We start from the raw sequence: 21,407 nt of genomic DNA, 5'->3' as shown, positions 1-21,407 counted from the left end.
CTGCCTGCCCCGGCGACCGGTCTTCGGTGGATGCGGTACGAGTCGTGCCCACTCGTCGTTCGTCAGACCGCCCCGCCGGGGCAAGATGACTGGCGATGGCGGGGCCGCAAGCGCCTTTCGGGCAGCGGTCGGTGGGGGCACGCTCGCTGTCAGTGCCAGGACGGCAGCAGGTAGGCGGACAGCCGTCCCCACTGCAGCGCGTAGACGACACCATCGCTCTCGTTCACGGCGAGCGAGGCGAGCCCCGAGTTGCGCGCCACCGTTTCCATCCGCCCAGCACTGGTGATCTTGCGGATCCGGCTGGCGCCCGGTGGGTCGAGGCGGTAGTAATCCGCCACGTACGCGTCGCCATCGTCGCCGAGGTCGATGCCGCGCGGGTTGAACATACGAGCTCGGCGGGCGTCGGGGACAGAGCCGCTCTCATCGGTGCCGCCTCCGCCCAGAAGCGTCACGCGAGGACCATCGCCGGACAGATTCTCGACGGTCCCGCACGGAGTCAGGGTGAACACGGCACGGCCGCCTCCGTGGGCTGCCACACCGGCGGAGTCGAAGGGCGACGTCGTTCACCACGCCATGCTCGGCATCGCACGACTGCACCATCTCGCCCTCTCCAGAGAGACGAACGGGCGATCGGCAACCGACCACGCCCGCACTCAGCGGCGGTGTCGCCCGGGCTGGGCACAGGAACGCGCTGGTGGTGACGCTGCTGGTGCAGCTCAGGGTGGTGGCGGTCACCGGGCTGCTGAATCTGCGGCTGCCCCGTGTGATCGGCGGAGACGCGGAGGGTCAACCGAGAGCTGAGCGGGACCGGCCGCGCCCGATACGGCAGCAGAGCCCCGGTACGACAGGAGAGACCCGGTACGGCAGCAGGGCCCGGACCGCGCGTCGCGGTCCGGGCCCTGCCCCGTGCGGTGCCGCCCTGCAGCGGCGGTGAGTCAGCTCTGTGCGGTGTCGTCGCCCGCCTGCCCGGTGCCCTCAGCTGCGCCTGTCTTCTCGCGCATCTTGCGCACCAGCTCCGCCTTCTGGTCGGCTGCACCCTGGCGGTCGAGGTTGCGGTGCGGGCCGTTGTTCTGCCGTTCGGCGCGGGACAGCCTCTTGCGCTGGCCGCCGCCCATGCCCACGGGGTTGTTGATGTTCTTGCTTACGGTCACGGGTTCTCCCGGTCAGGATGTGAAGTGATCTACGGATTCGTCGGTGGGGGACGGGCGGCGACGTCGAAGGACGTCAGCAGGGGCCCGTCACGCTCTCACTCGTAAATCGGCGTCTGGAAGAACATGACAAAGACGTTACCCGGTTCCGTCGGCCCCGCGCACCAACCTTTTTGCCGCTCCGGCGTCGGCCGGCCTTCGGCGAGCGCCCGGGGTGAGTCGTTTCCGGACCGCTTTCGGCCCGCCGCGCGTGGAAGTCCCACCGGAGCATTCCGGCGGGACTTCTCGTCCCACGTGCTCTCCCACGCGTCTCACAGACTGTGTGGACGCCCTCGGGCTCAGGCTCCGACATGGCCCTGGGAGCCATTCACTGATTTCGGCTGGACGCCCCAGGACACGGGTGACGACCTGCGCCTCGGCCCCTCCGCTTCAGGTGCTGCGGCCCGCCATCGTGAGCAGCCCGGCGACGGTCCGTCCTGACGGAAGACCGTCGCCGGGCTCTTTCGGTGCGCCGCTCCCGTCCCCACGGGCGGGCGCCCCCTCCGGGATGCCGTACCGCTCATACGGCGGTCCCGGAGGATCTAGAGGATCTAGGTGTGACGGCCGGCGGCCGGCGGCCGGCGGGCGGGCACGGAAGGGGCCGTCAGACGCCCACCGGTTCGCGGGGACTGCTCGCCTCCGGTCCGTCGGCGGCGAGCAGATGGCGCAGCCCCTCCCCCTCGACGTCCACGTTCGGCAGGATCTTCTGCAGCCACCGGGGCAGCCACCAGGCGGAGCGGCCCAGCAGCGCGAGGACGGCGGGGACGAGCGCCATCCGGACGACGAAGGCGTCGAAGAAGACGGCGATGGCAAGGCCGAAGCCGATCATCTTGATCATCGAGTCGGTGGAGCCGATGAAGCCGGCAAAGACGCTGATCATGATGACGGCAGCGGCGGTGACCACCCGCGCACCGTGCCGGAAGCCGGTGACGACGGCCTGGCCGGGGTTCTCGCCCTGCACGAAGGCTTCCCGCATCCGCGTGACGAGGAAGACCTCGTAGTCCATCGCCAGTCCGAACACCACGCCCACCATGAAGATTGGCATCATGCTCATGATCGGGCCCGTCTGTTCGACGTCGACCACATCGGACAACCAGCCCCACTGGAAGACCGCGACGACCGCGCCGAGCGCCGCCACCACCGAGAGCAGGAAGCCCAGCGCCGCCTTGAGCGGGACGAGGACCGAGCGGAACACCACCATCAGGAGGAGGAAGGCCAGGCCGACGACGAGCGCCAGGTAGGGCAGCAAGGCGTCGTTCAGCTTCTTCGAGACGTCGATGTTCATCGCGGTGGTGCCGGTGACCAGGGTCTTCGCGCCGGTGTCGGCGGCGATGTGGGTCGCTGTCGACCGGATCTGGTGGACCAGGTCCTCGGTTTCGGTGCCGCTGGGCTTGGACTTCGGGACGACGTTCAACAGGGCGGTGTCCTGGGCCTTGTTGAAGGTGGGCGGAGTGACCACTGCGACGTCGTCCAGCGCACGCACCTTCTTCACCACCCGCGCGGTGGCGGACTTGGCGCTCTGCCCGTCGCGGGTGTGCCGGCCGTCGACGACCACCGTCAACGGGCCGTTGAACCCGGGCCCGAACCCGTCCGACAGCAGGTCGTACGCCTTGCGCTGGGTGGTGTGGGTGGGCTGCGAGCCGTCGTCGGGCAGGCCCAGTTGCAGGGAGGCGGCCGGGATCGCGACAACGCCGAGTCCGATCACCCCTGCGAGGAGGACGACGACCGGACGGCGCAGCACGAAGCGCGCCCAGCGGGTGCCCCCGTTGGGGCGTTCGGTGTCAGCCGCGTGCTCGGCACCGGCGCGCTTGGGCTTCCGTGCCGCGCGGGGCAGCATCCGTCGTCCGGCGAAGCCGAGCAGCGCCGGGATGAGGGTGAGGGCGATCAGGACGGCGATGACGACGGTGCCGGCCGCGGCCAGGCCCATCTTCGTCAGCATCGGGATGTTGACGACGGCGAGGCCGACCAACGCGATCACCACGGTGAGTCCGGCGAAGACGACGGCGGAGCCCGCGGTGCCCACCGCGCGTCCGGCGGCCTCCTCGCGCTCGCGGCCCTCGGCGAGTTCACCGCGGTAGCGGGAGACGATGAACAGGGCGTAGTCGATACCGACGGCCAGGCCGATCATCGTGGCCAGTGTCGACGTCGTGCTGGACAGGTCGAGCGCATGGCTCAGCGCGGTGATGGCGGAGACGCCGACGCCGACGCCGATCAGCGCGGTCAGCAGCGGCAGTCCGGCCGCGATCAGTGCACCGAAGGTGATGACGAGGACCACTGCGGAGACGGCTACGCCGATGATCTCGGTGTTGCCGGTCTCGGGTACGGCCTGGAGCGCGTCACCGCCGATCTCGACAGTCAGCCCCTCCTGCCGGCTGCTTTTGGCCGCGTCCTGAAGGGCATCGCGGGAGGCGTCCGACAGCTCGAAGCCGGTGACCGTGTAGGAAACCTGCGCGTAGGCGGTGCGGCCGTCCTTGCTGAGGGTCTTGGCGAGGTACGGGTCGGCCACCCGGGCGACCTGCTTGGAGCCCGACTTGAGGTCATGGACGGTCCGTTCGACGGCCGCCTTGTTGGCCGGGTCCGTCATCGACTCGCCCTTGGGCGCCTGGAACACGACCCGGGCCGTGGCGCCGTCGGCGCTGGCGCCGGGGAAGCGCTGGTCTAGCAGGTCGAAGGCGCGCTGGGCCTCGGTGCCGGGGATCGAGAGGGAGTCGGAGGCGGGTGCGGAGGCGGTGGCAGCGCCGGCGCCGACCGCGGCCAGCAGTGCCAGCCATATCAGGGCGACGACGCCGCGTCGCCGGAAGGCGAGGCGTCCGAGTTTGTAGAGGAAAGTGGCCACGAGACCGAGTGCTCCCGTCAGGGGAAGGGTGTACAGAGACGTGCGCCATCGCCCCGGCGACGAGAGCGGCGCACCGGGTACGGGGGCTGGAGCCCGAGGGGGTCGGGCGGGGAGGTCAGAGGCCGAGGGCGGGGAGGACCACGGCGTCGAGATAGGCGGAGAGGAACGCGACGTCGGCGCTGCGGTCCTCGATGAGTTGCTCGGCGACCAGTGCGCCGACGAGCATGTGCGGGGCGAACCTCAGCGCGGGACAGTCGGCCGCGATCTCGCCGCGATCGATGGCCCGTTGCAGCATCGCGTTGAGGCCGGTCACCTCGGGGTCGAGGAGCACGTCGCGCAGGGCGCGGTGGAGATCGGGATTGCCGTGGATGGCCATGCCCAGACCGCGCATCAGTGCGGCGTCCTTCTCCATCTGCCCGGCTTCGTCGGCGCGGCACACCAGTTCGGCGAGGTCACCGCGCAGGCTGCCGGTGTCGACGTCCGCGGTGCTGACCGGCTTGCAGCTCTGCAGTGCCCTGGCCACCAGCTCCGGCTTGCCCTGCCATTGTCGGTAGAGAGTGGCCTTGCTGGAGCGCGTGCGGGCGGCGACGGCATCCATGGTCAACGCGTCATAGCCGACCTCGCGCAGCAGCTCGAGGACGGCGTTGTAGAGCTCCGCCTCCCGCTCGGGAGTCAGCCGGCTGCGTCCCATGACATGCCCCTTCTCACTGGACCGTACTGTGCGCCACCACCCTACGACAGCGAACGAAACGGTTTCGTACACTTCGAAGATAGCGCCCCGCGGAGCGAAACGAAACCGTTTCGAGGGTGGTCTGCGTCACCCGCCCGACGCGTACTGCCCGGCGCCCCGGCGCGGCGGGCACATGAGCGATGCAGCCGCGCCGCGGGACAGTCCACCGAGCCCAACTCCGGGACGCCGCGCGGCCGGTTGCACCGGATGCCGCGCGGACGCTCACGACCGGCAGGCCGGCCTCGCCGCAGTCCGGAGCGGTCGGCCGGACCCCGTCACCGTCAGACGGCGAGCCGAGGGAAGAGCGCCTCGGCGTGGCCGCGATCGATGGCAGCACGCTGGGCGGCGTCGAGCGGGTAGGCGTCGAACTCTCCGGTGACGTGAGCGGCACCTTCGGAGGTGGCGTGCGGGTAGCCGTACGGCATGGACTTGCTGCCATGGTTCCGATCTCTTCTCTGCGCCATGTCAGGCGGAACCAGCGGCCGACGTGGCTTCGTGCCCAGTTGTCAGTGGGGCGCAGGTCGTGTCCGGCCGAGTGGTGGAGCGGATCACACTCCGCTTTGGGGTGGTGCTCACCGGGCCTGAGGACCGTCGCAGCTCCTGAGGCCGTCGAATAATCCCGTGCCGTGCCACCAGTGGATGTGCAGACTCGCCCCATGGCGGACATGAGGGCGTTCCGGGATGCGGTCACCAGCTGGGCGACGGGCGGTCCCGACGGGCCGGCGCGCGATCTGGCGGAAAGCCTGGGGGCACGGACCGCGGTACTCCTGGAAGGGCTGAGCGATCTCGCGGCCGTCGAGGCGCTGGCCACCCGACGTGGCAGGGACCTGGCCGCCGAGGGGTGTGTGTCGTGCCGATGGGCGGGGCGATGAGCGTCGGCCGCTATGCCGGCCTCCTCGGGCCACCCGGCCTCGGTCTGTGCCTGACAGGACTGTGCGACGAGGGCGAAAAGGGCTTCTACGAGCGCGGCCTGACACGAGCCCGGGCACCGCTCCAGGACATCTATGTGTGCACCGCGGATCTGGAGGACGAACTCATCCGCGCGCTCGGCACGGCAGGAGTCGAGGAGATCCTCCGTTCCGAGGGCGACTTCCGCGCCTGGCAGACCTTCCAGCGCCAGCCCGCACAGCACGACCGGCGCCGGCATCAGCAGATGCGGCGCTTCCTCGGCACAAAGAAGGGCCGCAAGATCCGCTACGGCCGTCTCCTTGTGGAGGCCCTCGCACCGGACCGGACACCGCCCCGGCTCGACGGCCTCCTCGCGATCCTGTGAGGTCGTGGACGGACTGCCGTTTCGAGCGTGCTCGACAAGCGTGCTCGACAGCAGACGAGCGCGGGGCTTGATCACTTGACCGGGTGGCGACGGCTGGGCAGGTTCCAGCCCGACCCGCCTGCCCCTACCGGGAGACCTACGGATGACTTCTCACCTACGTCCACAGCTGCAATTGTTCCGCCAGGGGTGTTGGTAAGGCGGGTTCAAACAGGTCACGGTCGCACGTGCGGGCGGCCCGTGCGGTTCAATGCAGGGATGGAGAATGCCCTCCGGGGCCGGCTGTCGGTGGAGGTGCGCCGAGAGGTGGACCGCCTCGTTTCGGCCGGGCAGAACGTGCAGGCCATTGCTCTGGTGGATGAGCATGCCGGTCTGCCAACGCCGCATCTGCATGATTGCGTTGATGCAGTGGACCAGCGATTCGGCATATTGCGGCACAGGCCGGCGAGTTCGTGACAATGCCTTGCGTGGTGGTTACGCGTCACGCCGGTTCGGGGTCGATTCGCGGGTGAGCCTGCGGGCGGGTCAAGCCATTTCGCGGGGCCCGATGCCAGACCGGACCAGGTTGAACACCATCGACGCCGGGGCAGGCGCACCGCTCCAAGAGCGGATGGAGGCGTGGCGGGATCGGACTGGCCAGGTGAATCGTCCCGGAAGGTTGTTCACGCGGTTGATGGGACTGGCCTGCGAGCACGGTGCAGCCGCGGGGTCCAGGTGATCGAACTTCGATGAAGCGATGAAGCGATGAAGTAGGGAATGCCATGCTGCTGGAGAACAAGACCGCCATCGTCTACGGCGGCGCTGGAGCGATTGGCTCCGCGGTCGCCCGCGTCTTTGCCGGCGAAGGCGCCACGGTCCACTTGGTCGGGCGCACCCACGCACCTCTGGAGGAGCTGGCCCGCACCATCGCCCAATGCGGTGGTCGCGTCGAGGTCGCCACGCTCGACGCGACCGACCGCGCCGCGGTCGAGCAGCACGCCGACGCCGTCGCCCGGCACTCCGTGGGGATCGATATCGCCTTCAACGCCACCTCCAACGACGACCTGCACGGCACCCCGCTGGTCGACATGGCCGACGAAGACGTGCTGCGCCCCGTCACCAAGGCAGTCACCACCCACTTGACTCTGGCCACCGCCGTCGCCCGCCATATGATCCCCCGCCGCACCGGGGTGATCCTGGCCATGGGCGGCGGCCGAGAAGCCATCCCTGGCCTCGGCGGCTCCCATATTGCCTGGTCCGCCCTCTCCGGTCTGTGCCGCCAGCTCGCCGGCGAACTCGGCCCGCACGGCATCCGGGCAGCCTGGCTGCTCTCTCCCGGCTCGCCCGATCCATCCAACCCGCCCGAGGACGACCCTGAGGCGACCGCGACTCTGCTCCACCGCCGGCCCCGTCTCGAAGACGTCGCCTACGCCGCAGCCTTCCTCGCCTCCGACCGCGCGCCGACCATGACCGCCACAGAGGTCAATGTCACCGGCGGCGCCGTCGTGGACTGAACGCACTCGCCGAGCTGCCCCCGCCCATACGGCGAACCACGCTCTGCTCATCACCGGCGTCGCCGCATCCCTGACGGGCTGCACCTCCACGCCGTCAGCCTCCACCGGCGCCTCGCCGCCGAACGCCGCGACCCGCTCACCGGAGCCCACCGCCTTCGAACGCCGCACCCGGCGACTGCTCGACACAGCCGTGGCCCTGGCGTGGCCCTGGCGTGGCTGGCTGGCTGGCTGGCTGGCTGCTGCTCGACGCCGCACGGGCCCTGGAACGCCACGTCCTGCGCATTCAGACGGTCGCCACCGCGATCCGCGGCCACAGGCGACTGAGCCACCCGGCGACGGAGACGCCCTCACCGCTCCCCCGCCCTACCGGCTCCGAAGGAGACCCCGGACATGCCCCAACAGACCCCGCCCACTGCCTCCCCCGCACACGGGACGCCGGCCCCTCCCCTGCACGACGTCGGCCTCGTCCTGGGGTGCGGAGCACGACGTCGGCCTCGTCGGCGGTCTCCGCGTGCCGTGCCGCCATGCCTCTACTCGCGCGCGCAGTTGTGCGCAAGGTGTGCAGCGCGGCCGGCCTGGACGAGGTTCCGTATGACCCCTGTGAGCTGCGATTGTGAGGAAATCGAAGCCATTAATTTAGTTGTTGTTCACCTGATGGACACCATCGGTGGGCCTACTGAGGCCCAACTTGTTCAGGCCAGTGGCACGGACAACTGCTCACCCCCCACGTGCATCCCCTGTGTGGCCCCGCATGATTGCCCTCAACCCCTCTGTGCGTACCCCTGGAGAGACCGTGACCGTGTTCCCGCCGAGGACCGCCGCCCTCACCGGCGTCCTCGCCGTCGCCACCGCCCTCGCCCTCAGCGCCTGTGGCTCGGCCACCGACGGGTCGACCGACCCCGACGGCAAGAGCGCGGCCACCGCGACCACGGCCGAGGCCGCCGGCGGCATCGACGCCCTGGCCAAGGCGGCCAAGAAGGAGGGCACGCTGCATGCGATGGCGCTGCCCCGCGACTGGGCAAACTACGGCGCCCTGATCGACGGCTTCGAGAAGAAGTACGGCATCAAAGTCGAGGTCGAGAACGCGAACGGCACCAGCCAGGACGAGATCAACGCGATCACCTCGCGCAAGGGCCAGGACCGCGCGCCCGACGTCCTGGACCTCGGCAGCTCCTTCGCGCAGAGCGGCGCCCAGCAGGGGCTGTTCGCGCCGTACATGGCCGCCGGTTTCTCCGACATCCCCGATGTCCAGAGGGACTCGATCGCCCGCTGGGCAAACGACTACGGCGGCTATATCTCCCTCGGCTGCGATGCCAAGCGTGTGCAGACCTGCCCGACCAGCTTCAAGGATCTGCTCAAGCCGCAGTACAAGGGGCAGGTCGCGCTCAACGGCAGCCCCACCAAGTCGGGTTCGGCCTTCGGCGCCGTGTACGCGGCCGCCCTCGCCCGCGGCGGCTCCTTCGACGACATCCAGCCCGGCACGGACTTCTTCGCCGAGCTGAAGAAGATCGGCAACTTCACGCCCGTCGACTCCACCCCGGCCACCATCGAGAAGGGTCGGACGCCGATCAGCATCGACTGGGACTACCTCAACGCCGGGTACACCGACGAGTTCAAGTCCAAGGGCCTCGACTGGACCGTCGCCGTCCCCTCGGACGGCAAGTTCTCCCAGTACTACTCGCAGGCCATCAACAATTATGCGCCGCACCCCGCGGCCGCCCGCCTGTGGCAGGAGTACCTCTACAGCGCCGAGGGCCAGAACCTCAGGCTCAAGGGATACGCGCGCCCGGCTCTGATGGCCGCCATGAAGAAGGCCGGCACGCTCGACAAGGCCGCAGCGGCCAAGCTGCCGAAGGTCTCCGGTACGCCGAGCTTCCCGACCGAGTCCCAGCAGGACCGTGCCAAGTCCTTCATCGCTCAGAACTGGGGCGACGCCGCTTCCGGATGACCGCGACGTGCGTCAGGGCCGACGTGGTGCCCACCGCTCCCTCTCAGCGGCGGCACCGCGCGGCCGGCCGACTCGCCGTCGTCCCGCTGCCCGCCTCCCTCGGCCGGCGCATCACCGCCGGTCCGCAGCACGGCAGCGGCCGGCGCGTCCTTACCGAGGCCGGCGCGTCCTTACCGACCAGGACGGACTCGCCCTGCGGCCGCCGTGTGCGGTGTTGCGGTGTTGCGTTGTTGCCGCTGCGGGCGAACGGCTCCGGCCGCGGGCGCGGGGCGGCAGGTCACAGCCCCGCGACGTCGAGCACCAGCTTGCCCGTGGTTGCCCCCGCCTCGAGACGGCGGTGCGCTTCGGCAACCCGCGCCAGTGGGAGAGCCTCGACCTGTACCCGCAGCTTCCCCTTGGCCGCCGCCTCCACGGCGCGGCGCAGTGCCCGGCCCGTCTCGTCAGGGCGGGCGGCAGCGAAGGCGGCCAGGTTGAAGCCGGAGACCGTCTTGTTGGTGAACCAGAGTTCGTTGGCCGGGACGCCGACGTCCTCCGCGCCCGAGGCATTGCCCATGACCACCAGGCGCCCCATCGAGGCCAGTCGGTCAAGGCTCGCTCGGCGGGTCGGGCCGCCGACCATGTCGACCACGATGTCGAACTCGCCGGCATCCGCGAGCCGGTCACGGAGGATCACCTCGTCGTAGCCGAAGCCCTTGGCAGTGTCGATCTTGGAAGGGCTGCCGACGGTGCCGACCACGCGGCCGGCGCCCAGCAGACGGGCGGCCTGGCCGAGTTGACTGCCCACTCCGCCGGCGGCGGCGTGCACCAGGACGCTGTCGCCGGGAGCGATGCGGGCCACGCGGTCGAGCACCAGGAAGGCGGTGGTGCTGTTGGACGGCAAAGCCGCAGCCGTGCCCATCCCGATGCTCAGGCCGTCCAGCGGGGCGACCAGGTCCGCCGAGGTGATCGCGACCTCGGCATAGCCGCCGGAATCGACGATCGTCAAGGCGGCCACCGGCTGGCCGGGCCGCAGACCCTCGACGCCCTCGCCGACGTCCCGGACGTAGCCGGCGACCTCGATGCCCGGAACGAAGGGCAGCGGAACATCCACCACCCCACGCCGGTAGAGGACCTCCGCGAAGTTCGCCCCCGCGTACGCCACGTCGATGGCGACCTGCCCCGGCCCCGGGGCGGGGATCGGCACGGCGTCGACGCGGAGCACCTCGGCGTCACCGAACTCGGGGATGGTCACTGCCTTCATGTGGGTGTCGTTGCTGTTCATGGCAGTGATCCTGCCGCTTGGTCAGCGGGCCGGGCAGTGTCCGTTCATCCTGGGTGTGCTGCCACCAGGCTGCGCTGCCGCATCAGTTCCTCCAGCCGCTCCTGGGTGTCGGTGCCCGGGCGGGGGTTGTGCAGGATCAGGGAATGCCCCGGGGTGTCGGGCAGCGGCATCAACGTCGCGTCGAAGACCAGAACCCCGGCCTCGGCATGGTCGACCGCCTTCACCGCACTGGTGTGCTCAGCCACGTCGTGGCGGGCCCACAGCTCCGCGAACTCCGGGCTGACCGCGGCCAGGTCGCCGGCGATGCGTTCGAACTCCCCGTCATCCGGGTAGCGTGCCGCATCGGCCCGGAAGCCTGCGGCCACCTCGGGCGCGCATTCGGCCCAGTGCCGGTGCAGGGCCCGGTAGCGGGCGTTGGTGAAGAAGGAGACCAAGCAGTTGTGGTCGGTATCGCCGTAGCCGAACACCTCCCGTGCCATCTCGTTGACGGCGGCGAAATTCCAGTGACGATCGCGGATGTAGCCGGGACGCGGCAGCCAGGAGTCGAGCAGCCGTTGCAACTCCGGCGAGGTGGGCGCGGACGGCGCGGGGGCATCCTGTGGAGGATGGAGCCCGGCCAGCCGGTACAGGTGCGCGCGTTCGGCCGCATTCAGCAACAACGCGCGAGCGATGGCGCCGACGACCTCCTCGGACACCGTGATGTCGCGCCCCTGCTCCAGCCACGTGTACCACGAGACCCCGACCCCGGAGAGCACCGCGACCTCCTCGCGCCGCAGTCCCGGGGTGCGTCGTCGACTGCCTTCCGGCATACCGACATCGGCCGGCGAGACCCGTGCCCTGCGGCTGCGCAGGAACTCCCGCAGCTCGGTGCGGCGACGGTCACGAGATATGAAGGAGTCAGCACTGCCCATGAGACAAACCTTAAGAGGTCGCGCGGAGAGCCGCGGGGTGCCCCTGGCAAGCAGGACGGCCACGGTCTTGGCGATCCATGATGGTGCGACGCTCTGCGTCCACGGGGGGGGATGCGGCAGCCTGTCCGTACCTCATGGCTCACCGCTGTTGTGGGGCCCCGGCCCGAGGGTTCGCGCGCGGTGTGTTTGCGGGACGTGAGTGAGGCGTTTCCGGAACGTCAGCGGCTCCGGGAAAAGTGGTGTCCACACCGCGGGAACAGCCAAAGCGACCGGCCGAAGGAACTCCCGCACAAAGCACAGGGGGAACCCGATCATGCGTACTTCCCGGATTCGTACCGCCACCCTGGCCGCCGTCACCGCCGCGCTGGCGCTGGGCCTGACCGCCTGCGGCGGCGCCGACGGCGGCTCGAAGGCCGCGGGCGGCGACCACGCCGCCGGTAGCGCGCCGAGCCGGTCCGCGTCCAGCGGGGACGGCAAGGGCGGCGCGGAGCAGGCCAACGGTGGCGGTGACAACAAGGAGGGTGCGCGCTCGGCGACCGCCTCGGGCGGGACGGGCGAGGTCGCGAGCAAGGACGCAACGGCCGGCGCCCAGCAGTGCCGCGGCGACGAGATGCTGCTCACCGCGGTGCACCGGTTCGCCGGGCAGCAGGGCGACCACCTGCTGCTCACCGCGTCGAACGAGGGAACCGAGCCCTGCTGGGTCACCTCGTACCCGGCCGTGAAGCTCGGCGACGTCGACGGCGTCGCACTGCCGCACTCGAAGAAGGACAACCCGGGCGGCGACAAGCACCTCACGCTCCAGCCCGGCGGCAAGGCATACAGCGCGGTGAACCTCTTCGACTACGGCTCGAAGAACCACACGGCGCAGTCGTTCGCCCTCGCGCTGCGCGGCGCGGACGGTCACGACGGCCCCTTCTACTCCGTCCACATCAAGGGCGAGAAGCCGCAGTTCAGCTGGAACGAGGCCGACGTGTTGAACTGGAACACCGAGAAGCCGTACGACTTCTGACGGCCCGTCGGCCAGTGGCGCGTCGTCCCGGACGTGCCGCCGACCGGTCGGTAGAGCCGGTGCGGCTGCCGGCAGTCACGTGAAACTCATCAGATTCTCGCTCCCGCAACCCACTTCGACGTCCCGGCGTCCCCCTCCATGTCGGACGGCTACCGATCACCCAGGAGAGCACATGGCGAAGAGGGACCGGAGGACGGACGCGGCGAGGGAGAAGGACCGCGAAAAGTGGATGGCGCGATTCCAGGTACGGCTGGCCATGCAGCCGGGCGTGGACCGGGCGGTCGTGCTCCGGGCGGTCGAGGATGTCACGACGCGCTGCCCGGCTACGGGAGAGCACCCTCGGACGGCCTTCGGCGACCCGGACGCCTATGCCGTGCAGGCCGCCGCGCAACTGGTGCCGGCGGACCGGGCGGCGCGCGCGAGGCGGCACGACGCCGTGGTGGACGCGCTCGACTCCGCGCTGAAGAGGGCCGGGGACATCGCCGGTCTGTGACCGGTTGAAGCGACTTCCCTCATGGCCCGGCGCACGGGTTCCGCCACGGCTGCTCTCCGCCTGGGCTGCTGGTCAGCTCAGACGATTGGCGGAGCGCCGGAGCCCGGTGACACCGCATTCCCTGCGTGACCCCGACCGGGACGGACGCTCCACCGGCGTCCAGGACCGGCGCCGATCAGGCGAGCGCCACGTGGGCCGCCTCATAGCCGACCTTCAGCCGGCTCGACTTGATTTTGACGGAGCGGATGGAGACGTCGGTGAGGCAGCTCAGGTCGGTGACGTGTGTGCCGCCGCAGAACTCCGTCGCGAGTCCCTCGATGGTGATCGTCCGCCGCCCGTCCCACTCGCCGGAGCTGATCGGGAGGCCCTGCGCGATGGCCTCGACCACTCCCTCCCGCAGGGAATCAGCCAATTGTTCCTTGTCCACTTCCGCGCCTTCCAGCTCGTATTCGACCCGAGCCTGACCGGGAAAGTGGTTGCTGCCCACGTGCCGCACCCCGAATGGGCGGATCAGCGCGTCGACCAGGTGACCCGCGGTATGGAGGGCGGCATGCAGGCGGCGTTGTTCGGCGTCGATGGCCGCGGTGACCACTTGCCCCTCGGAGAATGCACGCGCGTCGTTCTCGGATTCCGGGGCCAGATCGACGTGCACCCATCCCGAGTCGGGGTCGCGGACCGGGGAGACGGGATTATCGTCGACCCAGCCCCGATCGCTCGGCTGCCCTCCGCCCTGCGGATGGAAGATGTTGTCCACCAGGGTCAGCCGAATCCCGACGGCGCTCGATGCGCGGCTCAGAATCCTGCTCTTGGCCTCGTAGGTGTACGTCTGGGTCAGATAGACGTTGTTCTGCGTGCCCATTGTCCTTGGGGTGCCTTCCATGTTGCTCATGGTGTGGTGCGGGAGCGTGCTCATGGTGTGGTGCGGGAGCGTGCTCATGGTGCGCTGCAGGAGAAGGTGAGGGGCGGAAATGGCGAATTACTCAAGCCCCGGTGCCGCCGGTCCGCGCCGCTCTGCCGGTCGCGCCGTTCTGTGATGGGACGGCGGCTCCTTCCCGTCCGCATCCGGCCCGTCCCACTCGCCCGTGCGGGCCGTTCCGGGCTTTCCGGCCAGCGCGTCGGGGGCATTGCCGGAAGCCGCCCGGCCCGGGCGGCGATTGATGAGTGCGACGCCCGTGATCCCGAGCACCCCGCCGACCAGCGCCAGCGGGGGCGGCACCTCCCCCAGCCATACGTACGCGACCACGAGGGCGACCGGTGGCACGAGGTACAGGGCCGCGGTGGACGAGGCGATGGACAGCCGGGCGACCGCGTACCCCCAGACGACGAAGCCCACGGCGGAGGGGAACAGCCCAAGGTAGATCGTGGACGCCAGGGACGCCGTCGAGGCGGTTGCGAAGCCGTGCGCCATCCGGGGGAGGAGGGGGAGCAGGAAGAGGGTTCCCGCCCACATCGCATAGCAGGCGACCTCGAGGCCGGTGTACCGGGCCAGGAGGGGCTTGGTCGCGAAGTGGTAGACGCCCTGGACGACGGCCGCGGCGAGGACGACCCACGCCGAGGCGGTGTATTCGGCGTGGCCTCCGGCCACCGCGATCACCGCCGCGCCGGTGATCGCCACCACGCTTCCGACCGCCTTCAACCAGGTGATCCGCTCCCCGAGGAAGGCCGCCGCGAGCAGCACGCTGAACACCGGCGCGACGGCGATGAGCAGGCTCGCGGTGCCGGCGGGGACGTGCACCTCGCCCCAGTTCAGCAGGACTTGATAGGCCGACATACCGCTCAGACCGCACAGCACGATCATGGGCAGGTCGCTTCGGCGTGGCGTGCGTACGCCGAGGAACGGTGCCGCGATCGCCAGGGCGACCGAGGCGACCATGAGGCGGGCCAGCGAGAGACCGGCGACACCGAAGCCCTCCAGGCCCACGCGAATGGCGGGGAAGGCCGACGCCCACGCGAAGACGGTAAGGGCCAGGGCCCAGCTGGCTTTCGGGATCTTCACGAGCCCGATCGTGTCACCCACGCGCGTACGGATCAAATGGCCCATACGCAAATAAAGGGGTCCAGGCTATTTTCCGGCCACGCACCTTACGGCGATCGTTCGCACTTTCTTGCGAGAACTCACCGGAACGGGTAATTCCGATCCCGTTTCCCCTGACGGGCTCGTAGCCTCGCCTGGAGCACCCGGTCCTTATGGATCTGTGCGGACCGCCGGCCGCAACCCAGACAAGCGAGGTAGAGCGCTTCTTATGGCTGATTTCGATTTCACACGGATTCTCATCTATGCGTTCAACTACGCCGACCGGATGCTGCAAGAGGTGTCGTACCTTCGGTACTCGGCGGAGCGGAGCCTTTGTTTCCTGTGGGAGCTCCGCGACCCGGCGGTGCGGGCTGTCGTCATTACGTCGGAACCAGTCGATCCCTACACGCTCGAGTACCACTTCCGCGACGTTTTCCGGTTCGACGACCGAATGGTCGAAAGCGCCCGTGAGCGACTGACCCTGCTGACGCCGAGCTCCCACCAGCCGGGCACGCTCGATGATCTGGCCCTCGGCGAGGACCGGATCGTGGACGCGCTGCGGGGCGCCGCGCAGGAGAGTGCGCGGACGTCCATCGTCCACTTCATGGCCTCCGACTCCCTCGACGAGCTGGCCCGCAGGATCGGTGCCGATCCCGAAGAGGGCCACCGGTCCTTCGTCGCCCGCTGGGGCAGCAAGGCCGGGGGCAAGGAGATCCTCCTGCGCGCCGGTGTCGCGGTGCCCGACGGGACGGCGGAGGAGCTGCGCAGCGAGGAGGCCGTGGTACGGGAGATCGAGCGGCTCGCCTCCGGCCCGCACCGGGCGCAGCGCGTCATGGTGAAGCTGAGCCCGGACACCTATGCCGCGTCGATCGGCAATGTGCTGGTCGACTGCGACAAGCTCGAGATCACGGGGGATCTCGTCGCGGCGGCCGAAGTGATCCGGATGCCCGCCGACGACTTCCACCAGGAACTCGCCGGCGGAGGGGCGATCGTGGAGGAGTTCCTCGACGACGTCACCTCGTCGCCCAGCGGGCTCGGGCACATCGGCGCGGACGGCACGGTCAAGGTGGTCGCCAGCCATGACCAGGTGCTGTCGGGCGGCCAGTACTGGGGGTGCCGGTTCCCGGCGGAGGAGCGGTGGCGGCCCGTCATCAGCGACGCGGTCGCGCGCACGGGTGCGGTGCTGGCCGAGCTCGGCCACCGGGGCACGTTCGGTATCGACTTCGTGATCGCGGGAGAGCGCGGGCCGCTCGCGGTGGAGATCAACCTGCGCAAGGTCGGTCCCAGTCATGTGCTGAGGTATGCCGAGGCACTCGTCGGCCGGGAGGTCGGAGACGACGGACTGCTGCGACGGAGCGACGGACGGCCGATGTGCTACGTGCACGGGCGGCTGCACGAACCGGAGGCGCTCGGCAGGATCGACCCGAGGACCGCTGTCGAGCGGCTGCGTGCGGAGGGGCTGCTCTACCAGCAGGACAGGGGCGAGGGTGTGGCCCTGCATGTTCTGGGGGCCCTGACGTCCTGCGGCTTCGTGGAGTTGACCGCCTTGGCGCCCACCTTCGAGGCCGCCGACGCGTACAGCAAGGCGGCGAAGGCGACCCTGATGCGTGGGTGAGGACGCGTGGGTGAGGACGCGTGGGTGAGGACGCATGCTCGAGAAGATGAACCGCCCCGCGGGTGCAGGGCGGTTCATCTCGCTCAGAGGGGGCGCAGGGCCTGTTCGAAGGTCTCCACGATCCGCTCCGGCTCCTCGGTGCCGACGGAGATCCGCAGCATGTCCCGGTGCAACCCTCTGGATCGCAGGGCGGCACGGCCCTCGGGCGTCGAGAGCAGGTCGTGGTGTGCGATGAAGATCTGTGGTGACGCCATCGTGAACTCGGCACCGAAACTGGGACCCTTGGCGACCGCGAGGCGGTCGTACACCTGCTCGAGCGGGACTTTGAGGTCCACCATGAGCAGGCCCCCCGGTGCGTCGGGCCGGCGTTCGACCTTGCGGTAGTTGCCCTCGGAACGGGCGTCGTAGGCCCAGTCGACGCGTCGGACGACCCTCCCGTGGCGTTCGAGACAGGCGGCGAGGGCAAGGGTGTTGGCGTTCACCCGGTCCATACGTTCCGCATAGCCGCGGATCCGGGCGGCCACGCGTGCCGTGTCGCGGTGGTAGGGCTCGTCGCCGTGGCGCCGCAGCTCGGTGCGGAGGTCCGGCCCGAAGGAAGAGTCCGGGTCGACCACGGCCGCGCCCATCAGGACGTCGGCCGATCCGGTGGCGTACTTGGTGAGGCTTTCGCAGACCACGTCGGCGTGCGGAAGCACATCGACGTTGTAGGGGGTGGCGATCGTCGCGTCGACCACCAGCGCACAGCCGGCCCGGGCTGCGATCTCCCGCAGGGCCGGGATGTCCGGGGTGCGCAGGCTCGGATTGCTCGGAACCTCCGCGATGATGCCGGCGAGCTCCCCGGCGTGCGCGTCGGCGGCACGGGCGATTCTCGCCAGGTCGAACGGGTCGGGGAGCGTGGTGTGTTCGACGTCGATGACGCGCTTCTCCAACAGGCTCATGGTGTCGAAGAAGATCCAGCCGAGCTGGAGCCATCTGCGCCGCCCGTTCTTCCGCTGGATCCCGGAGACCGCGGCGATGGCCGCCGCCACGGCGTTCATGCCGCTGTTGTGCAGCGAGACGTCCGCCGTGTCGCGTACGCCGTAGGCGTGGGCGAGGACGGCCCTGACGGCTTCCGAAGGCGCGTCCTCCACCACGGCTTCGGCTTGCCGGCTCTCGATCAGGCCGGCGTCCAGCAGCACGTCCTCCGCCTCGCGCGAGGACAGATGGCTGCCCGTGTGCTGTACGTACGCACGGACCCGTGCGGCCGAGGCGTCGTCGGCGGGGAGCCGCACCCCGTGCAGGCCGCGTCCTGCGAATGCGGCGCCTGGGGAGAGCCCGGCGTACGCCGCAGCGGCCGTCGCGGCCCGATCCGAGCGGGTCAGGACGAGGCCGTCGCCCGGCCCGATGCCGTCCTGAGCGAGGAGTCCGGCCACCCGTGTCACATACGGGTGGGTACGGAAGCGCGGGTAGCCCCACGGGATGCGGTTCCGGGTGGCCGCATCGCCCGACTCGTAGCCGATGACCGCCGCGATGTCGGGGATCGAGACGGACACCGAATGGACGGAGCCGGGGATGGGCCGGCCTACGGCGATGTGCCGCAGGCCGCGGGCCGACCCGATGTCCCCGGATGCCTCGAGGGTCATGCCTCGAGGCCCACGAGCTGCTGCACCCCGTCCCAGTAGTTCTCCACGAGTCCGAGGAACTCGAAGGCCCCCTCCTCGAACTCCGCCCGGGTGGCCGGCGAGCCCACATAGGGGGCGATCGCGTTGAAGACGGAGTTGCTGTGCCCGACCTCGACGTCGATGTGCAGTTGCCAGAAGTGGCGCAGGTCCTTGTCGTAGCCCTGATGGGCCAGCCCGTCATTGATCTTGGAGACCATGATGGACGACATGGTCTCGTCGGCGTACAGCGCGCCGAGGGCCTTGTGAATCGGCGATTCGGTGTAGAGAATCCGGATTCCGTCGTTCAGGCGTTTGGTGACCTCCAGCGGCTCGTAACCGTCGAGGTGTTCCTTCTCGATTCCGATCCGGGCGAGAAACCTGCCGAAAAGGGTGGAGTGCGTGGTGTCACCGCCCACCTCGTCGAACACGTTCAGGATGATCTCGCGAAGGATCATCTCGTCCCGGGTCCTGATCGCCATTCCGGTGATGTAGAAAGGGAGATGGCGGAAGAAGTAGTGGCACTCGCTGTACATGAGGCGTTCTTGTTCTGGAGAGAGCCGCGTGGTGCGATAGGCGTTCAGGTACGGGTGCTCGACACCGCGGTGCCCAGCGATACGGGCCAGCATTCCGTCCAGGTATTCCTTGATCGCCGGGTCCTGGACGGATATCCGGCGACGGATTCCCGGTTCGACGTTGTCGAAGTGATCCCAAACGGCTGTGGTGGCGGAGTCCGCGGTGTTCAGCTCGGTCATGGTCGTCTCCCTTCGTGGACGGAAATCAATCGGCGTCGGGTGCCTTCACTCCTTGATGGCGGACGCCGCGGAGACGTTGGCATCGTCCCACCACCGGTCATCCGCGTCGAAATCGCGCGTCAGGTCCCGGTCCCCTGCCCACGTCATGTTGAGGATGATGCGGGTGGCGTCCTCGCGCAGCGGGATCGTGCGGTGCAGTGTGGTGTCGGTTCGCAGGAAGTACACGTCTCCCGACCCGAAGTGATAGGTGTTGATGGGGTTTTCGGCGAGGTAGTTGTTGATTCGCGGTGCCGACTTGTCCCATGCGGTGTGGGGTACGCACTGAAGCAGCCCGCCGACGTCGATCGGCGGCGCCAGGAGCACCCAGATGAGGGCGAAACTGAAGTCGCCCCAGTGCCATCCGTGCGTGTCGCCGCGCTGTTCCTGACGAGTGATCAGGAACTCCTCGTCGGCCTTGGGGCACGGGTGGAGCTTCTCGCCGGCGAGGGCCTCGAGCGCCCGTAAGAGCTCGGGGTTCGAGTAGATCGAGGTCACCAGTTCGCTGTTGGCCGCGATCAACTCGCTGGGCACCACGGACATGGAGCGGCGGGTGAAGTCGGTGGTCTCGAGACGTAGATCGCGTCGCTCGGAGTGCTTCTCGAGAAGGCGTTCCGCTTCGGCGCGCACCAGTTGACGGGTGTGCGCTTCGATCAGGTCGGTCACGGTGGCGATGCCGTGCCGGTGGTAATGGTGCGACATCCGGCGGATTTCGCCGGTCTCCAGCGGGGCGCAGACGTTCTTGGATCCAAGTCCGTTACCGCTCACGAAGGGTCTCCCAAGTTCGACGGGTGAATGCGGGATCCGCTGCAATGATCAGAGGCGGTGCCTGGTGGAACGCACGTTGGAGGACGGTAGGCGTGTTTCCTGGCCCCGATCAACCACCCAACCGGACGACGGCTTGATTCTGGTCAAGTCGGGAGGCGAATTCGACGCGGTTTATGGCCGATTGATGGAGGGCGGCGGGCGGCGGGCCGCGAAATTGCGGTCGGTCGTCTGCCGGAGGTATGGGCCGGCAGGCGTTCGAGGTGCGACATGTTGGATCTCCGGTCGCTCAGAAGGTCATCGTTCGTTCAACTGTGGCGCGAATTGCATAAGGGCCGTTTTCGACCCCTCGGCTGTTCGGTGGCATGTTCTATTGGGGCCCCGTTGCTGCGCCGGCCCACTCGCGCGAATAATCATCGGGGTTTACTGTGATGGGCCGACATCCACCAAATGCCTCAGCCGCGAGTCGACGACCGCCCCGTCGGCACCCGATGCGCCGCCAACGTTCAGGAGCCCGTGCATCCCCGCGCGCGAAGACGCTGCTCCGACCGGCCCTTCCCAAGCCTTGGCACCCCAGTCATGACATCGGATTCGGAGACATGATGCCCAGCACAGCGCTCGACCCGAGTTTTTCCGCCGTGGACGTTTCCGCCTTCTCCAGGCAGCACTTCGCCGATATCGCGGCGGGCAAGCTCGCCGCGGCCCGCATCCCCGGCTTCCTCGACCGGGCGATTCTCGACAGCATGACGTCCGCACTGCACCGTCTGCCCACGGTCGACTACTACCCGGTCCGGGTCGCCATGACGAGGTTCGGCCCGGCCCTCAACGACTACCGCACTCCCCGGGGAGTGCTCGATGCGGAGCGCTATTGGACGGATGCCGACGCCGCGGAGCAGATGTGGCGGGAGGCCGGCATGGAACCGGATCCGGCCCTGGTGTCGCTGGACATGCTCGGCACGGCATGGGGCGCGAAGGTGACAACCGCCACCATCGGGGGGCGGCCCGCCTTCGTGGGGATGATGCGCGAGATCAACGCGGGCACCCTCCTGCACTACGACGACATCCACCTCGAATACCCGGATGGCCTCTTCGATCAGGAGATCGTCTCCCAACTCACCTACAACGCCTACCTGGTGGTACCCGAGGACGGCGGCGGGACGAGCCTGTGGCAGCACCGCTGGGAGGCGTCCGACGACGTCCACCGCCAACGGTACGGGTACGCCCCCCGTGTGGTGGACGGCTGCCGGCGCGTCACCATCGCCCCCGGCCACGGTGACGCTCTGCTCTTCAACCCGAACCACTACCACCGTGTGCTGCCCAACGGGACGGGCGAGGGGGGCCGGCGTCGGATCACCGTGACGTTCTTCCTCGGCCTCACCCCAGCGGGCGATCTGGTCGCCTGGTCCTGACTCCGCCCTGCCACCCGACCTGGAAGGAGCCGCGGCTC

19 protein-coding genes and 1 pseudogene are annotated in these 21,407 nt (G+C 69.2%); 8 read left to right on the top strand and 12 right to left on the bottom strand.

Translation table 11 applies throughout. From position 1 onward, the window contains the following. Window positions 1-149 precede the first annotated feature (149 nt). The 5 genes from ACGFML_RS36965 to ACGFML_RS36945 form a co-directional block, all read right to left on the bottom strand. On the bottom strand, window positions 150-452 hold the full coding sequence (locus ACGFML_RS36965) for a hypothetical protein (protein WP_393550157.1): 303 nt from the start codon (window positions 450-452) through the stop codon (window positions 150-152). Window positions 453-935: 483 nt separating this feature from the next. Further along, window positions 936-1,151 carry a DUF6243 family protein gene (locus ACGFML_RS36960; protein ID WP_393550155.1) on the bottom strand — a complete coding sequence of 72 codons (216 nt, stop codon included), beginning with the start codon at window positions 1,149-1,151 and terminating at the stop codon, window positions 936-938. Window positions 1,152-1,791: 640 nt separating this feature from the next. Beyond that, on the bottom strand, window positions 1,792-4,023 hold the full coding sequence (locus ACGFML_RS36955; RefSeq protein WP_393550153.1) for an MMPL family transporter: 2,232 nt from the start codon (window positions 4,021-4,023) through the stop codon (window positions 1,792-1,794). A 115-nt stretch (window positions 4,024-4,138) separates the two neighbouring features. Next, window positions 4,139-4,714 carry a TetR/AcrR family transcriptional regulator gene (locus ACGFML_RS36950; RefSeq protein WP_393550151.1) on the bottom strand — a complete coding sequence of 192 codons (576 nt, stop codon included), beginning with the start codon at window positions 4,712-4,714 and terminating at the stop codon, window positions 4,139-4,141. Window positions 4,715-5,034: 320 nt separating this feature from the next. Continuing rightward, window positions 5,035-5,217 (bottom strand): hypothetical protein, encoded by a 183-nt coding sequence (locus ACGFML_RS36945; RefSeq protein ID WP_393550149.1) that lies wholly within the window; start codon window positions 5,215-5,217, stop codon window positions 5,035-5,037. 192 nt (window positions 5,218-5,409) lie between these two features. Here ACGFML_RS36945 and ACGFML_RS36940 point away from each other — a divergent pair. The 4 genes and pseudogenes from ACGFML_RS36940 (at window position 5,410) to ACGFML_RS36925 (ending at window position 9,464) form a co-directional block, all read left to right on the top strand. Further along, a pseudogene (locus tag ACGFML_RS36940) lies at window positions 5,410-6,026 on the top strand (TOPRIM nucleotidyl transferase/hydrolase domain-containing protein). Between the two features lie 255 nt (window positions 6,027-6,281). After that, the gene (locus ACGFML_RS36935; protein ID WP_393550148.1) at window positions 6,282-6,479 is read left to right on the top strand and encodes a hypothetical protein; all 198 of its coding nucleotides are present in this window, start codon (window positions 6,282-6,284) and stop codon (window positions 6,477-6,479) included. A 305-nt stretch (window positions 6,480-6,784) separates the two neighbouring features. Continuing rightward, a complete protein-coding gene (locus tag ACGFML_RS36930; protein WP_393550146.1) occupies window positions 6,785-7,516 on the top strand; it encodes an SDR family NAD(P)-dependent oxidoreductase in 732 nt (243 codons plus the stop codon). A gap of 793 nt (window positions 7,517-8,309) precedes the next feature. Then, window positions 8,310-9,464, top strand: a complete 1,155-nt coding sequence (locus ACGFML_RS36925) for an ABC transporter substrate-binding protein (RefSeq protein WP_393550144.1) — start codon at window positions 8,310-8,312, stop codon at window positions 9,462-9,464. A gap of 277 nt (window positions 9,465-9,741) precedes the next feature. On the opposite strand, the gene ACGFML_RS36920 is transcribed toward ACGFML_RS36925, so the two are convergent. Both ACGFML_RS36920 and ACGFML_RS36915 read right to left on the bottom strand, forming a co-directional pair. Beyond that, a complete protein-coding gene (locus tag ACGFML_RS36920) occupies window positions 9,742-10,725 on the bottom strand; it encodes a zinc-binding alcohol dehydrogenase family protein (protein ID WP_393550142.1) in 984 nt (327 codons plus the stop codon). Between the two features lie 44 nt (window positions 10,726-10,769). After that, complete coding sequence (locus tag ACGFML_RS36915) at window positions 10,770-11,636, bottom strand: helix-turn-helix transcriptional regulator (protein WP_393550140.1); 867 nt, start codon at window positions 11,634-11,636, stop codon at window positions 10,770-10,772. Between the two features lie 313 nt (window positions 11,637-11,949). Between ACGFML_RS36915 and ACGFML_RS36910 the strand changes: the two genes are divergently transcribed. Together ACGFML_RS36910 and ACGFML_RS36905 are read left to right on the top strand one after the other, a co-directional pair. Next, window positions 11,950-12,645 (top strand): DUF4232 domain-containing protein, encoded by a 696-nt coding sequence (locus ACGFML_RS36910; RefSeq protein ID WP_393550138.1) that lies wholly within the window; start codon window positions 11,950-11,952, stop codon window positions 12,643-12,645. A gap of 172 nt (window positions 12,646-12,817) precedes the next feature. After that, on the top strand, window positions 12,818-13,138 hold the full coding sequence (locus tag ACGFML_RS36905) for a hypothetical protein (RefSeq protein WP_393550137.1): 321 nt from the start codon (window positions 12,818-12,820) through the stop codon (window positions 13,136-13,138). A gap of 175 nt (window positions 13,139-13,313) precedes the next feature. Here ACGFML_RS36905 and ACGFML_RS36900 read toward each other — a convergent pair whose 3' ends face one another. Both ACGFML_RS36900 and ACGFML_RS36895 read right to left on the bottom strand, forming a co-directional pair. Further along, entirely contained in the window at window positions 13,314-14,018 is a 705-nt protein-coding gene (locus ACGFML_RS36900; RefSeq protein ID WP_393550135.1) for an alanyl-tRNA synthetase, read from the bottom strand. 96 nt (window positions 14,019-14,114) lie between these two features. After that, window positions 14,115-15,134, bottom strand: a complete 1,020-nt coding sequence (locus tag ACGFML_RS36895) for a DMT family transporter (protein WP_393550133.1) — start codon at window positions 15,132-15,134, stop codon at window positions 14,115-14,117. A 247-nt stretch (window positions 15,135-15,381) separates the two neighbouring features. Here ACGFML_RS36895 and besA point away from each other — a divergent pair, with 247 nt between their 5' ends. Next, window positions 15,382-16,767, top strand: coding sequence for an L-propargylglycine--L-glutamate ligase BesA (gene besA, locus ACGFML_RS36890; protein ID WP_393550131.1), 1,386 nt, complete (start codon window positions 15,382-15,384; stop codon window positions 16,765-16,767). A gap of 83 nt (window positions 16,768-16,850) precedes the next feature. On the opposite strand, the gene besB is transcribed toward besA, so the two are convergent. The 3 genes from besB to besD are packed head-to-tail and all read right to left on the bottom strand — an operon-like array spanning window position 16,851 to window position 19,963. Next, window positions 16,851-18,389 carry an L-2-amino-4-chloropent-4-enoate dechlorinase/desaturase BesB gene (gene besB, locus ACGFML_RS36885; protein WP_393550130.1) on the bottom strand — a complete coding sequence of 513 codons (1,539 nt, stop codon included), beginning with the start codon at window positions 18,387-18,389 and terminating at the stop codon, window positions 16,851-16,853. Continuing rightward, window positions 18,386-19,159 (bottom strand): 4-chloro-allylglycine synthase BesC, encoded by a 774-nt coding sequence (besC, locus tag ACGFML_RS36880; RefSeq protein ID WP_393550128.1) that lies wholly within the window; start codon window positions 19,157-19,159, stop codon window positions 18,386-18,388. The genes besB and besC overlap by 4 nt, the downstream gene beginning before the upstream one ends. A gap of 45 nt (window positions 19,160-19,204) precedes the next feature. Then, the gene (gene besD / locus ACGFML_RS36875) at window positions 19,205-19,963 is read right to left on the bottom strand and encodes an L-lysine 4-chlorinase BesD (protein ID WP_393550126.1); all 759 of its coding nucleotides are present in this window, start codon (window positions 19,961-19,963) and stop codon (window positions 19,205-19,207) included. Window positions 19,964-20,559: 596 nt separating this feature from the next. Here besD and ACGFML_RS36870 point away from each other — a divergent pair. Next, window positions 20,560-21,369, top strand: coding sequence for a proline hydroxylase (locus ACGFML_RS36870; RefSeq protein WP_393550125.1), 810 nt, complete (start codon window positions 20,560-20,562; stop codon window positions 21,367-21,369). Window positions 21,370-21,407: the final 38 nt, after the last annotated feature.

The organism is Streptomyces sp. NPDC048650 (assembly GCF_043199095.1).
Classification (GTDB): Bacteria; Actinomycetota; Actinomycetes; order Streptomycetales; family Streptomycetaceae; genus Streptomyces.
This window is presented reverse-complemented; position numbering and strand designations above follow the sequence as displayed.